This window comes from Cellulophaga sp. Hel_I_12 (assembly GCF_000799565.1).
Lineage (GTDB): Bacteria > Bacteroidota > Bacteroidia > Flavobacteriales > Flavobacteriaceae > Cellulophaga.
Genome location: NZ_JUHB01000001.1, coordinates 3,931,574 through 3,946,068, shown reverse-complemented (window position 1 = coordinate 3,946,068; position 14,495 = coordinate 3,931,574). Strand labels below are relative to the sequence as shown.

At 34.7% G+C, this 14,495-nt stretch carries 15 protein-coding genes; 8 read left to right on the top strand and 7 right to left on the bottom strand.

From position 1 onward, the window contains the following. Position 1: 1 nt before the first annotated feature. The 5 genes from GQ45_RS17075 to GQ45_RS17055 form a co-directional block, all read right to left on the bottom strand. Positions 2–757 (bottom strand): rhomboid family intramembrane serine protease, encoded by a 756-nt coding sequence (locus tag GQ45_RS17075; RefSeq protein WP_047419808.1) that lies wholly within the window; start codon positions 755–757, stop codon positions 2–4. Then, on the bottom strand, positions 758–2,608 hold the full coding sequence (mutL, locus tag GQ45_RS17070; RefSeq protein WP_047419807.1) for a DNA mismatch repair endonuclease MutL: 1,851 nt from the start codon (positions 2,606–2,608) through the stop codon (positions 758–760). After that, complete coding sequence (locus tag GQ45_RS17065) at positions 2,608–2,898, bottom strand: hypothetical protein (protein WP_047419806.1); 291 nt, start codon at positions 2,896–2,898, stop codon at positions 2,608–2,610. The genes mutL and GQ45_RS17065 overlap by 1 nt, the downstream gene beginning before the upstream one ends. 167 nt (positions 2,899–3,065) lie before the next feature. Beyond that, complete coding sequence (ribH, locus tag GQ45_RS17060) at positions 3,066–3,548, bottom strand: 6,7-dimethyl-8-ribityllumazine synthase (protein WP_047419805.1); 483 nt, start codon at positions 3,546–3,548, stop codon at positions 3,066–3,068. Between the two features lie 156 nt (positions 3,549–3,704). Then, entirely contained in the window at positions 3,705–4,478 is a 774-nt protein-coding gene (locus tag GQ45_RS17055; RefSeq protein ID WP_047419804.1) for a tol-pal system YbgF family protein, read from the bottom strand. A gap of 124 nt (positions 4,479–4,602) precedes the next feature. Here GQ45_RS17055 and GQ45_RS17050 point away from each other — a divergent pair, with 124 nt between their 5' ends. The 6 genes from GQ45_RS17050 to GQ45_RS17025 are packed head-to-tail and all read left to right on the top strand — an operon-like array spanning position 4,603 to position 11,180. Beyond that, positions 4,603–5,688, top strand: a complete 1,086-nt coding sequence (locus GQ45_RS17050; protein WP_047419803.1) for a DNA replication/repair protein RecF — start codon at positions 4,603–4,605, stop codon at positions 5,686–5,688. 54 nt (positions 5,689–5,742) lie between these two features. Further along, positions 5,743–6,672 (top strand): alpha/beta hydrolase, encoded by a 930-nt coding sequence (locus GQ45_RS17045; protein WP_047419802.1) that lies wholly within the window; start codon positions 5,743–5,745, stop codon positions 6,670–6,672. Position 6,673: 1 nt separating this feature from the next. Continuing rightward, complete coding sequence (locus GQ45_RS17040) at positions 6,674–7,105, top strand: hypothetical protein (RefSeq protein ID WP_047419801.1); 432 nt, start codon at positions 6,674–6,676, stop codon at positions 7,103–7,105. Then, positions 7,105–7,401, top strand: coding sequence for a DUF721 domain-containing protein (locus GQ45_RS17035; RefSeq protein WP_047419800.1), 297 nt, complete (start codon positions 7,105–7,107; stop codon positions 7,399–7,401). Before GQ45_RS17040 ends, GQ45_RS17035 begins: the two co-directional genes overlap by 1 nt. Before the next feature lie 22 nt (positions 7,402–7,423). Beyond that, positions 7,424–7,822, top strand: coding sequence for a (deoxy)nucleoside triphosphate pyrophosphohydrolase (locus tag GQ45_RS17030; protein WP_047419799.1), 399 nt, complete (start codon positions 7,424–7,426; stop codon positions 7,820–7,822). Then, positions 7,815–11,180 carry a DUF3427 domain-containing protein gene (locus tag GQ45_RS17025; protein WP_047419798.1) on the top strand — a complete coding sequence of 1,122 codons (3,366 nt, stop codon included), beginning with the start codon at positions 7,815–7,817 and terminating at the stop codon, positions 11,178–11,180. The genes GQ45_RS17030 and GQ45_RS17025 overlap by 8 nt, the downstream gene beginning before the upstream one ends. Positions 11,181–11,230: 50 nt before the next feature. Here the strand turns inward: GQ45_RS17025 and GQ45_RS17020 are convergent, their stop codons facing one another. Continuing rightward, positions 11,231–11,650 carry a nucleoside-diphosphate kinase gene (locus GQ45_RS17020; RefSeq protein ID WP_047419797.1) on the bottom strand — a complete coding sequence of 140 codons (420 nt, stop codon included), beginning with the start codon at positions 11,648–11,650 and terminating at the stop codon, positions 11,231–11,233. A gap of 150 nt (positions 11,651–11,800) precedes the next feature. Next, complete coding sequence (locus GQ45_RS17015) at positions 11,801–12,850, bottom strand: alkaline phosphatase D family protein (protein WP_081980949.1); 1,050 nt, start codon at positions 12,848–12,850, stop codon at positions 11,801–11,803. 78 nt (positions 12,851–12,928) lie between these two features. Here GQ45_RS17015 and GQ45_RS17010 point away from each other — a divergent pair, with 78 nt between their 5' ends. Together GQ45_RS17010 and gldI are read left to right on the top strand one after the other, a co-directional pair. Beyond that, the gene (locus GQ45_RS17010) at positions 12,929–13,945 is read left to right on the top strand and encodes a bifunctional oligoribonuclease/PAP phosphatase NrnA (protein WP_047419796.1); all 1,017 of its coding nucleotides are present in this window, start codon (positions 12,929–12,931) and stop codon (positions 13,943–13,945) included. After that, complete coding sequence (gene gldI, locus GQ45_RS17005) at positions 13,945–14,487, top strand: gliding motility-associated peptidyl-prolyl isomerase GldI (protein ID WP_047419795.1); 543 nt, start codon at positions 13,945–13,947, stop codon at positions 14,485–14,487. Before GQ45_RS17010 ends, gldI begins: the two co-directional genes overlap by 1 nt. Positions 14,488–14,495: the final 8 nt, after the last annotated feature.

Sequence of the window (14,495 nt, the reverse complement as noted above, 5' to 3'; positions counted from 1 at the left end):
ATTAATCCCAACGGTTCTTATTAAATGAATTCTTTTTCCAGTACCACATCATGATAAAACCAATAAGTGCACCACCAATATGGGCCATATAGGCCGTATTACTTGGACTAAAAAAAGATTGTCCTGTAAATGCAGAAATTACATCTAACAATATAATTCCTGGAATAAAGTACTTTGCCTTAATAGGGATCGGTAAAAAGATCAACATCAATTCTGCATTCGGATTCATCACTCCAAAGGCAGCTAAAATTCCCATGATACAACCAGAAGCACCCACCATAGAAGCAAAAAATGTTTGTCTGTAAATAGGGAAAGCTTCTTGGATAGCGGTAAATTGAGTATCACTTAAACCCTCTATAGCGCGGTTATTCGATATCATTTCTATAATTTGATCGCTTGTTAAGCCTAAATTTATCAATTCAGCGTGTATGGGCATGTATTCAAAGTAGTAGTATCCTAATTGAAACGCCGCCGCCGCCAAGCCCGCTGAAAAATACAGAAACAAGAACTGATTTCGTCCTAAATACTGTTCTACGGCCGTTCCAAACATCCACAAGCCAAACATATTGAATAAAATATGAGACCAACCGCCGTGCATGAACATATGGGTAATAATTTGCCAAATTTGAAAGTTTTCATTGGCAGGAAACCAAAGCGCGAACCATTGGTACATTTGATCTCCAACAATCTGTGTCGCTATAAAAAATAAAACATTTATAATAATCAAATGCTTTACGGTATCTGTAAGTCGCATCATTTAATAGAATTTTTTATCAATATCATCACCGGTAATGGTAATGTATATGGGTTTGTTAAACGGACTAATTTTATATTCCTTACACGCAAATAAATTATTGACCAATGCTGCCTGCGATTCACTATCTAGCTGCTCGCCTGTTTTTACCGATAAGGATTTACTCAAGGTTTTTGAAACGATATCAGACTGTGAAAAACTATCGCCAGGCACATCCATCTGAAAATCAGAAATTAATTGATCTAAAACTATGCCTACTTCACTTTCTGGCACCAATAAAGGTACGCCCGAAATAGCAATATGCTCGTCTTCTACAGCTTCAAAAGCAAAGCCAAGGGTCACCAAACTATCTTTTATTTCCAGAATAATAGCAATCTCTGATTTGGAAAAAGACAAGGATAAGGGAAAAAGTAATTGTTGACTTACCGCTTCTTTAATCGTAATATTTTTTAGGAAACTTTCGTATAAGACACGTTGATGCGCTCTACTTTGGTCTATGATGATCATCCCCGATTTTATCGTGGTAACAATGTATTTTCTTTTTAATTGAAACGTGGTCGTTACACTGTCGATCATTAGGTTATCATCCTCAAAAATAGATCCTGAGATCGATTCCGATTCGAAACTAACACTACTAAAATCTGCTTCTTTACCTACTTTTGATTCTAAACCAACGTATAAATTCTGCCAACCTATTGTGGTTTGTTTTTCAAAATAAGGTATGCTTTTAGACCTCGGAATATCTTTCGCAAACGGATTAAAGTCGGCATCAACCACAACCTTAGGCACATCGGCTTGCTTGTTTTGATAGGCATAAGGAGTTTCTAAATTTTGATCTTGTTCAAAATCTAAGGCAGGAATTACATTAAATTGGCCTAAAGCATGTTTAATCGCAGAACGCAATATCGCGTAAAGCGTATGTTCATCATCGAACTTAATTTCTGTTTTGGTGGGATGAATGTTGATATCAATAGAGGCGGGATCAATAGATAAATATAGAAAATACCCTGGGTGATTATCTGAACGAATAAGACCTTCGAAAGCACTCACTACCGCATGATGCAAATACGGACTTTTGATAAAGCGATCGTTTACAAAGAAAAATTGTTCTCCCCTACTCTTTTTAGAAAATTCTGGTTTGCTAATAAAGCCCGATATCTTAACGACTTGAGTTTCTTCGGCAACAGGGACTAATTTTTCATTTGTTTTAGCCCCAAAAACCCCAACAATTCGCTGTCTATAATTGGCTTTCGGCAAATTAAATAACTCACTCCCATTGTTGTAAAAATGAAATTGAATGTTGGGATGCGCTAAAGCAACCCGATGAAATTCGTCGGTAATATGCCTAAACTCTACTTGGTTCGATTTTAAGAAATTACGCCTTGCAGGTATATTAAAAAATAAGTTTTTTACACAAAACGAAGTACCCTTTGGCGTAACCGTTACTTCTTGCGCAACGAGTTTACTACCTTCAATTTTTAATTGTACTCCTAACTCATCGGCTTCGGTTTTTGTCAAGAGCTCTACATGGGCTATCGCTGCAATAGAGGCTAAGGCTTCACCACGAAAACCTTTGGTGGTAAGCCGAAATAAATCATCCGCGTTTTTAATTTTAGAGGTTGCATGCCGTTCAAAGCTTAAACGCGCATCGGTAGCACTCATGCCGCTTCCATTATCCACCACTTGAATCAATGCCTTCCCACCGTCTTTTATAATCAGCTTAATGGCGTCTGCTCCGGCATCGATGGCATTTTCTAAAAGCTCTTTCACTACTGATGCTGGTCGTTGTACCACCTCACCCGCAGCAATTTGATTCGCTACATGGTCTGGTAAAAGTTGAATGATATCGGCCATTAAAATTTAGTAAATAAGGATAAATCAAAGTCAAAAAACCACAGGACAATAAAGACAAGAACGGCGATGATCGCCAGCAGTCGAATATTTATTTCTCTGTTTCCTTTGGTTCTTCCTGCTTTTCTAGCTTCTCCCCATTGCCCACGAATATCAGAGAGGTTCGCTGAGTTTTTGTATTTAGAAAATTTAGAATCAAAACTATAGGGATTAGTCGCAGCTTCGCTTTCGGTATACCGAGGTACATATTTAAAGCTATTATTTTTACGAAGTTTAAATCCTTTTAATCTCAAAACAACTTAATTTTTTCTTTCCTTCCAAAATTACTGAAAATACCATAGTTTAACAGAATTCTGATGCTAAAAATTGTTAACATTTGATGAAGGAAAGTGCAAGTGCAGGTGCAAGTTCAAAAATAAATTTAAAACTTGATGCCAATTTTGACTTTTTAGTTGAAGACTTAATGACCTAAAGCGGCCATTTTTATAGCTGCTATAGCTGCCTCTGTGCCTTTGTTACCGTGAATTCCACCACTGCGGTCTATGGCTTGCTGCATGGTATTATCGGTAAGCACACAGAAAATAACTGGCACATCGGTGGTTACATTTAAATCTTTGATGCCTTGTGCTGTGGCACTACACACAAAATCAAAATGTTTGGTTTCACCTTGTATAACGCTTCCAATAGCAATCACTGCATGCACCTTTTGCGTAGCGATCATTTTTTTACTACCAAAAGTAAGTTCAAAACTACCAGGTACATCCCAACGAATAATATTCTCTTCGATGGCGCCACAATCGATCAAAGCTTCTTTAGCACCATGAAACAATCCTTCTGTGATTTTAGTATTCCATTCTGAAACAACAATCCCAAACCGAAAATTTTTCGCATTTGGGATTGTGGCTTTATCGTATACAGATAAATTTTTAGTGGCTGTTGCCATGTATTTTAATATTAAGTTGAAAATTAACTTGTTGCGTTAAGTATATCACTTTAAAACAAATCAAAACTTTTTTGTAGTATGCAGTGTTTCGTAGCAGTAGGCAGTTAAACGTTAGTATAAAAAACTGTTTACTGATTACTGAAGACTAATAAATGCTTACTTATTCTGAGCCATTGCAATATACACATCAATCATATTGGCTTCTGATGATTTTGAAAATTCGTCTTTAATTCTCTGGAAATATTTCAAAGCCACCTCCGCTTTATTCAATTCTAGTGCGGTTGTTCCTGCTTTTTGCAAAAACATAGGGGTTGTAAAGCCATTCGCATTCGCATTAAGCGCTTTTTCGTAATACTCCAAGGCTTCCTCTGGTTGGTTCAATTGCATAAAAGCATCTCCAATTCCTCCATTGGCCAAAGCGCCGGTCATAACATCATCAGCGTTGTAATCACTTAAAAAATCAATGGCTTCTTGGTATTTTTGTATGTTTAAATACGACATTCCTGCCCCGTAGGTAGCTAAATTTGCATTTTTAGTACCCTTATAATTATCCACAACATCGACCAAACCGTATTTTCCATTTCTACCATTTAAGGCGAGTGTATATAGCGAATCTTGTGCTGCAGTGTTTTGCAAGGCTTGGTTAAAATCTTGCATCGCATAGAACATTTCGTTCCCTGCTTCTACTTCTTTAGGCGCCGCGATAAATTGATTGTAAGCCAAATATCCTAAGGCTCCAATAGCAATAGCACCAATAACCCCTAAAATGTAGTTCTGATTTTTAGAAACCCATTCTTCTGTTTTACTTGCACCTTCGTCTAGCGTATTAAATACTTCAGCTGTTGTACTATCCCCATCATGGAAGTTCTTATCGTCACCATCTATATTAACATCTTTCGCTTTATAACCGCGCTTCTTATATGTAGCCATTGTTTCATTTTAATAATCGCGCAAAAATAAAGTTTTTATTCAAACTGTAAAGCTTCTTATTCGTTATTTTTCGATAATTTGCAGCTTCATCTACAAATCAATCTAAAAAATAGGCTTACACTGCATGTTCCTAAAGAAATTATCCCTTATCAATTATAAAAATTTTAGTGCTATAGATTTTGAATTCGATACAAAAATCAACTGTTTTGTTGGGCAAAATGGCATTGGAAAGACCAATATCCTCGATGCTATTTATCATTTGTCATTCGGGAAAAGTTATTTCAACCCCATTGCCATCCAAAATATTAAACACGAAGAAGATTTTTTTGTCATCGAAGGAAATTTCGAAAAAGACGAGCGCGAAGAGAAAATTGTGTGTAGCCTAAAAAAAGGATTAAAGAAAATTATCAAAAAAAACGGCAAAGCCTATGATAAATTATCAGATCATATTGGTTTTTTGCCTTTGGTCATTATTTCGCCTTCAGACCGGGATTTAATAACAGAAGGGAGCGACACCAGACGTAAATTCATGGATGGCGTCATTTCGCAGTCTGATAAGGCCTATTTACAAGCCCTAATCAATTACAATAAGGTATTGGTGCAGCGCAATTCGCTCTTGAAATACTTTGCAGCGAACCAAACTTTTGATAAAACCACACTAAGTGTGTATAACGAACAGTTAAACGGGTACGGTTCGGTAATTTTTGACAAAAGAATCGCCTTTTTAGAGACTTTTATTCCTATTTTTAAGGAGCAGTATAAAGCCATTTCTGGAGGTCATGAAGAAGTAGCTTTGGTGTATGATAGCAAGCTTTTAAAAGACAGTCTACTCACTTTATTTGATCAAAATATAGATAAAGATCGGGCTTTACAGTATACCAGCGTGGGTATTCACAAGGACGATTTAAATTTTGATTTAGGCGAACACCCCATTAAAAAATTCGGGAGCCAAGGGCAACAGAAGTCCTTTTTAGTAGCCTTAAAATTAGCTCAGTTTTATTTTATCAAAAAAGAGTCAAAAACAACGCCTATTTTATTATTAGATGATATTTTTGATAAGTTAGATGAACATCGTGTAGCGCAAATTATCCGCTTGGTAGATGATGAGCGTTTTGGACAGTTATTCATCAGTGATACCCATGCCGATAGAACCGAAAATGTGGTACAAAACATCCATCAATCGTATAAGATATTTAAGCTTGGCGATTGAAAAAGAGAATAGAGCGCAGGGCGCATAGCGCGTGAAGAAAAATATAACCGTAAAATGAAAAATATACCTTTAATTCTAATTTTTGTTTTCGCAAGCCTTATGGTTGTTGGGCAAGACATCGCTATACAAACTTTTGGAAAAACCACTGATCAACCAATTCTTTTTCTTCATGGTGGACCAGGGTACAACAGTGTGGCGTTTGAAAAAACTACAGCAGCACAATTAAGTGAAAATGGTTTTTTTGTCATTTCGTATGATCGACGTGGCGAAGGAAGATCCGACCAACTAAAAGCAGCCTATACCTTTGAAGAAACCTTTGCTGATATTTTAAGTATTTACGCACAATTGAAGCTAGAAAAAGCGAGTTTGTTGGGGCATAGTTTTGGTGGCATTGTGGCCACCCAATTCGCCGAAAAACACCCAGACAAGATAATAGACTTATGGCTAGTTGGCGCTCCGATTAGCATGCAACAAACCTTTAAAACAATTATTGCTAGTGCTAAAGAGATCTATACCGAGAAGAATGATACTGTAAATCTGAAGTATATGACCATGCTAGAAAATATGGATTCAAAAAGTTTAGAGTACAGCTCTTACACCTTTGCACATGCCATGCAAAACGGATTTTACAGTCCTAAAAGTCCTTCAGCAGAAGCGAGGGCATTATATCAGTTGTTTAGCACTGATAGCGAATTAAAAAGCTATGCTTCAAAAATGGATTATAAGGTTCCTATGGGGTTTTGGAAAAACGAAAAATACACGAGCATAAACCTTACAGAAAGTTTACAAGATTTAAAAAATAAAAATATTGCCATTTACGGGCTTTATGGTAAAGAAGACGGCTTGTATGATACCGCACAAATTGATGCCTTAAAAGCACTAATCGGGAGCAACAATGTACTTTATGCAGATCATTGTTCTCATAATTTTTTTATAGACCAACAAAAAATGTTTATTGACTTTCTTGTAAAAAATACTAACTAAAATGATACTTCTAAAAAACAGCATCCTTATTTTTCTTATTCTAGCTATAACCGGATGTGCTAATAGTGTTTCGGAAACGCAATTAAACCAATTAAATGGGTATTGGGAAATTGAAAAAGTAAGCTTCCCGGATGGGCAAACCAAAGAATACACCATCAACGAAACGGTCGATTACATTCAACTAGACAGCTTAACAGGATTTCGAAAAAAAATGAAACCGACCTTTGAAGGCACCTATATTACCAGTGACGATGCGGAGCTCTTTACGATATTTAAACTAGAAGATAGCTATATCATTCAGTATAAAGCTAACGGTAGTATGGACTGGACAGAAAATTTAATAGCCGTTTCTGCCAACAGTTTTTCAGTACGTACGAGCGAGAATGTAACCTATACCTATAAAAGATACGAACCTATAAATATCACTGAGTAATGGCAAAAAGACGTAATGACAATATCCCAATTAGTGAAGCCTTACAAGAGTTTATATCAAAAAACAAGTTGCAAAAAGGTATTGACCGTGTAGATACGCGTGAGGCTTGGGCTAAATTAATGGGGAACGGCGTTAACAATTACACAACGGCCATAGAATTACGACACGAAACCTTATTTGTATCGCTCTCCTCCTCTGTTTTACGAGAAGAATTAAGCCTTGGAAAAAGTAAAATCATCGCGATGCTGAACGAGGAATTAGGAAAAGAGGTGATTAGGAAGTTGGTGTTGAGGTAGGCCTTTACTGTAAAGTTAACTGATGAAAAAAATAGAAGTTGTTGCCGCAATAATATATTTTAATGAAGAGATACTTTGTGTTCAAAGACCTGAAAACAAACTTAGTTATGTTTCTAAAAAATTTGAATTTCCTGGAGGTAAAATGGAAAAAGGAGAATCAAAAAAGGAAGCCTTGAAAAGAGAACTCCTTGAGGAATTAAATTTTATTCCAATTAAAATCGATAGTTTGCTAATGACTGTAGTTCATAAATATCCAGACTTTGAATTAACAATGCATAGTTTTAAATGCTATTCTAACACTAAGGACATTCAATTAAATGAACACATTTCTTCAAAATGGCTTACAATTAAAAACATAAAAAAATTAGATTGGGCTGAAGCTGACATTCCAATAGTTAATAAGTTAATTGAGGATGAATAAAGTTTTTAATGATAGTTTTAAAAACAGTTTGCTCACAGGATTCATTGATAAGTCATTAGATTCTGAAGCTCTCTATCAACCAGAGTTGCTTGTAAACAGAAAAATACCCATAAAGAAAGTTCTATCTACAATTAAAAAAGAATTAGAAACCTGTGAGAGCTTTTACATTTCTGTTGCTTTCGTTACAACAAGTGGTGTTGCAGCTTTAATAAACACCTTTAAGATTCTTGATGACAATGGTATCCAAGGAAAAATACTTGTTTCTCAATATCTAAACTTCACTCAACCCGAAGCTTTAAAAAGGCTTTCTCAATTTAAAAATATAGAATTAAAAATAATAACTAAAGAAAACTCACATTCCAAAGGTTATATTTTCAAGCATTCAGATTATTATAATTTAGTTATTGGTAGTAGTAATTTAACTTCCTCTGCATTATCTATAAATAAAGAATGGAATATGAAAGTTTCCGCAAGAAACTCAAGCTCTATAGTAGATAAAGTGATAACCGAATTTCAAGATGATTTTGAAATAGGCCAAATTGTAAATGAAACTTATATTGAAAAATATAAAGAGATTTATAATAAACAATTTCTAGTTTATAAAAAAAGTGAGGAAGAGTTATCCAAAGAACTTAATTTTGAAATAACTCCTAACTCGATGCAAATAGAAGCATTAGAGAATCTAAAAAAATTAAGACAGGAGGTTAAGAACAAAGCTTTAATAATTTCTGCAACTGGAACAGGTAAAACGTATTTAGCAGCGTTTGACGCCAAAGCTTTTAATCCTAAAAAATTATTATTTGTTGTACATAGATTAAATATTTCTAAAAAAGCAATGGAAACTTTTCAAACTATTTTTGGAGAAACTAAAACAATGGGGTTATACTCTGGTCAACTAAGGGACTTAGATAAAGACTTTGTTTTTAGTACAGTTCAAACCATTTCAAAAGCAAGCCACTTAAACCAATTTGAAAAAGATTATTTTGACTATATCATTATAGATGAGTCACATCGTTCTGGTGCAGATTCATATATTAGATTAATAGAATATTTTAAACCAAGATTTCTTCTTGGCATGACTGCAACTCCTGATAGAACAGACGACAAAGATATTTATCGACTTTTTGACTATAATATAGCTTATGAAATTAGACTTCATAAAGCAATGGAAGAAAATATGCTAATTCCATTTCATTATTATGGCGTTACAGATTTGTCAGTAAATAATGAAATACTAGAAAAAGAATCAGACTTCAGACTTTTAACTGCTGACGAAAGAGTTTCAAAAATTATTTCAAAAATAGAATTTTATGGCTCTGATAATGGAATAACGAGAGGCTTGATTTTTTGTTCATTAAAAAATGAAGCAAAAGAGTTATCTGAAAAATTTAACCTAAGAGGATACAAGACAGTCGCTTTAACTGGTGATAGTTTAGAGGATGAAAGATCAGACGCCATAGATCTTTTAGAAAGTGACGACTTATCAATAAAATTAGATTATATTTTTGCTGTTGATATATTTAATGAAGGAATAGATATTCCTAAAATAAATCAAATAGTAATGATTCGTCCAACACTGTCGGCAATAATTTTTATTCAGCAATTAGGAAGAGGATTAAGAATAACAGAAAATAAATATTATTTGACGGCAATTGATTTTATTGGTAATTATAAAAACAATTATTTAATCCCAATAGCTTTATATGGTGACACTTCCTACAATAAAGATAAAATAAGAAAATTAATTTCTGAAGGCAGTAGTATGATTCCAGGAGAATCAACTATCAATTTCGACGAAATCACCAAGGAAAGAATTTATGAATCAATCGATTCTACCAATATGCAGTTACTTGCTGATTTAAAAATAGATTACAATAATTTAAAAAGTAGAATTGGACGAACTCCAATGATGATGGATTTTGTGAAAAATGAAGCTAGAGAACCATTCACTTTCATAGAATATTCAAAGTCATACTTTAATTTCATTAAAAAAGTTGATTCATCATTTGAAAAATTTTTAGACAAAAAACGTTCTGAATTATTAGAACTTTTCTCAAAAGAGATAAACAATTCGAAAAGAATTGAAGAGAGTTTAATTTTAAAAGAATTACTTGAAAATCATGAACTAAGTATTTCAAAACTAAATGAAATAATATTTAATAAATATCATTATAACCCAAGTCCAGAAACTATAAAATCCTGTATTTTTAATATTAATTTTAGCTTTATAAAAAAGGAAGAAAAAGTTATTTTTCAAGAAAAAAATACACTTAAATTTCAAAATGAATTTATAAAAATACTGTCTAACGAGACGTTTAAAGAATTTCTTATCGATTCAGTAGACTACTCAATTTATACTTTCAACAAAAAATTTTCTTTAGATTCTTATAAAGGAGGGCTTCTACTTTTCAATAAATATAGTCGTAAAGATGTTTGCAGGTTATTAAACTGGGAAAATGATATCAGTAGTACTGTTTATGGATACCGAACAAGAAATGAAATTACTCCTTGCTTTGTTACTTATCATAAATCTGACCACATTGAAGATACTATAAAGTATAACGATTATTTTGTTTCTCCTTCTGTTTTTGCTTGGGAATCAAGGTCAAATAGAAAACTTTCTAGTCAAGAAATAAAAAATGTAATTAATTCAAAACGTATATTATTATTTGTAAAAAAAGAAGATGCAGAAGGAACTGATTTTTATTTCATGGGAGACGCTTCAATAATAAAAGACTCTATCCTACAAGAAAAAATGCCTGATTCTGGACAACCTGTTGTTCACTTTAAATTTCAATTGGAACAACCAGTAAAGGATGATTTATACAATTACATAACTGCTATAAATAAGAAGGAGGCTCCTCAAAAAAACACAAAAACAGAAATCCAATTAATTGAAAAGGAACTGGAATCATCAGAATTCTCAATTCCTTTATTCGATTTTTACGCCGCAGCCGGAAGTTTTAGTGAAATGCAAGATGAAAAGGAATATAACTTAACCTCAGTTCCTGAAAGATACGCAAGAGATGATTATTTTGCTTGTCGAGTAATTGGTGAATCAATGAATAAAACGATTCCAAATAATTCAATATGTATATTCAGAAAAAATGTAGTAGGTTCACGTAGTGGAAAAATTTTACTAATTGAAAACCGAGATTCGCTTGACCCAGATTTTAATTCAGCATTTACTGTTAAAACTTATTCAAGTGAAAAGACTGTCACAGAAGAGGGTTGGCAGCATGATTCTATTGTATTAAAGCCTAATTCTTATGATAAAAATTTTAAGGATATTGTTCTAACTGAAGATAATATAAACGAAATGAAAATAATTGGCGAGTTTGTAATGGTTTTAGAATAAAAAAAGGCCACCCATTTCTAGGTAGCCTTTTAATTTGTATAAAAATTTCCTTAGAAAATCTCTCTTCCTGAAAAGTGAAAAGCACCTTCGATAGCTGCATTTTCGTCACTATCAGAGCCGTGTACTGCATTTTCTCCTAATGAAGTGGCAAACATTTTACGGATAGTACCCTCAGCGGCTTCTGCCGGATTCGTAGCGCCAATTAAAGCTCTAAAGTCATCTACCGCATTGTCTTTTTCTAAAATAGCCGCAACAATTGGTCCTCTAGACATAAATTCTACCAATTCCCCATAAAAAGGACGCGCACTATGAACAGCATAAAAGGCTTGAGCATCTCTAGTGCTTAACTGTGTATATTTCATAGCTACAATTTTAAACCCTGCAGCGTTGATTTTATCTAAAATAGCACCAATATGTCCGTTCTCAACAGCATCAGGCTTAAGCATTGTAAATGTTCTATTTGTTGTCATCTTTTTTTAAATTTTGTGCAAAAGTACTACTTTTCATATAATTAGCAAGTCTTTGCTTAAAAAGCGCTCTGCTCTTTTCGCAAACCGCTGTCCGCTGTCCGCTTTGCGCCATTCAATTTTTCTTTGCGCTTTGTGATTGGCGCTAGGCGTTTAGCGTTTAGCATTGTAATACTGCTCGAAAGTTCCCAATACTTGACCATCATCGCCTATCATTGTACATAAGACCTGCTGTTTCTCAAAATCAAAACTTAAGGTTCCAAAACTAACTATAGACACCACCTCACCTACTCGATATGGGTTGGGCTCGCCTGTATATGAGGTGTAGGTATGGGTAAGTCCGCTACTGGTAAAATCTATTAAGGGATACGCTAAACCTTCCACATTGGTTTTCGAAAATTCAGAAATATGCCGGTCTCCAGACAATACCATCACCCCTTTTGCTTTTGAAGCTACGATCATTTTTTTAAGGGCATCAACTTCATGTGGAAAATTCCCCCAAGTTTCAAAACCATGCTCGTTAGACAATACTTGTATGCTACTCACCAAAATATTAAAATCGGCCGTACTTGTATTTAATTCATGGGCTAACCATTGCCATTGCGCTTCCCCCAAAACAGTGCCTTCACCATAGGTATTAGGCTTCACCCTTCTTTTTGTTTCGGTATCTTTGGTGAGTGCCGTTCTAAAATAACGGGTATCTAAAACCAATACCTTTATAGTTCCTTTCGGAGTTTCATAGCTATGTGCCACATAAACCCCTTCTCTACCTCGCCTTGGACTATCTTTGGGTACGCCAAAAAAATCTAGAAATTCTTGTTGGCTTGCTGCTTTAGCTTTAAATTCTACCCCACCGTCATTTAACCCATAGTCATGATCATCCCAGGTACCGATCACTGGAACTTTACTTTTTAAGGCTGAGTACCCCGCTACGCTATTTTGCTGCTCGTAAATGGCTCTTAACTTTTGCATATTATCGGTATCCGCGTATACATTATCGCCACCCCAAATCCACAGATCTGGTTTGGCTATAAGAACATCATCCCATAAAAGGTTGGGCATATTTTGTTTGTTACAAGAACCAAAGGCAATCGTAAAATCTGCTGTTTTTACGGTATCTATGGCATGCTGCGCTTCTTGGGCAAACATACAAACAGCCAATAGGGAGGAAAAGGTTGTGACAATTGGTTTTAAAAATTTCATAGGATGTTTCTCTAAGGTTGCTACAAAAATAGCACTTTGAATGTTAACATTGTAGGATAAAATAGTATCTTTGCCGCCATGAATTTAGCCGATATTACACAGCTAACAGCACTGTTAAGCGTACCACAAAAAATTGTTATTGTTCCACACAAAAATCCTGATGGAGATGCTATTGGATCTACCTTAGGTTTATGGCATTTTTTAAAAAATAAAGGGCAAGAAGCTACCATTATAAGTCCTAATGATTTTCCAAAATTTTTAAAATGGATGCCCGGAGCTGCTGCTATTTTAAATTTTGAATCAGAAAACAGTCAGTCTAAAAAAGCCATCGAAGAAGCCACTTTAATTTTTACCTTAGACTTTAATCATTTAGGGAGAATAGGTCAAATGCAGCCTTTTCTAGAAGCCGTAAAGGTGCCGATCATCATGATCGATCATCATCAAGAACCATCAGATTACGCCTTGGTCACCTATTCGGATGTGACTATGAGTTCTACCTGCGAGATGGTCTATAATTTTATAGATTTGATAGGAGATACCTCAGAAATAACACCCGAAATTGCCAATTGTTTGTACACGGGTATCATGACAGATACAGGGTCGTTCAAGTATGCATCAACCACCAGTAAAACGCATAGAATTATTGCCGAATTGATGGATAAAGGAGCAAAAAATACCTACATTCATAATGTTATTTTCGATACAAACTCACCTAGTAGGCTACATTTATTAGGCTGTGCCTTAAAAAATATGGTCATCCTTGAAGGGTTTAACACGGCATACATAACCCTCAGCCAAGACGAATTAGATACGTATAAGTTTAAAAAGGGAGATACCGAAGGTTTCGTAAATTACGGACTTACCCTAGAAGGTATAAAGTTTGCCGTTATTTTTATAGAAAATAAAGAAGAGGGTATCATTAAAATATCCTTGCGATCAGAAGGCGACTTTTCGGTAAACGAATTCGCAAGAGCACACTTTGAAGGTGGGGGTCATACGAATGCTGCCGGCGGAAAAAGTGACCTCTCCTTAGAAGAAACTGCAAAGTATTTTGTAAACTTGTTACCGAAATATCAAAAAGAATTGACCAAATAATGAAATATCTTTTATTTTTTATCCTTGTGATTTTTCTTGTTGGTTGTGAAGGACCAATCGCTAGAAAACCCGTAAGAACTTCTACGCCGAAACTCATAAAATCAACGGTGGAGCGCAATAAGGACCTATTGGCTATGGAAGTTCAAATTATTAATTCGTTGGTAAAAAAAGATACGCTGCACAATTATATAGCGACAGCTAATGGTTCTTGGTACTATTACGAAACTAAAAACGACAGCACCAGCTATATCGCTAAAAATGATGATCTCGTAACCTTGCGTTATACCATAATGACGCTTACAAACGACACCATTTATACTGCTGATGCCCTAGGTATTCAAGAAATAAAAGTAGATAAGCCCAGTCTTTTTAAAGGATTAAGAACTACGTTTACCTTATTAAAAGAGGGAGAAAAGGCAACTTTTTTGTTCCCGTCTTCTTTAGCTTTTGGCTATCACGGAGATGATAACAAAATTGCCCCTAATACGCCTATTAAATCTTCTATAGAAATTTTAAAAATTGAACAAAAACAATCTAATTAATACTTAAA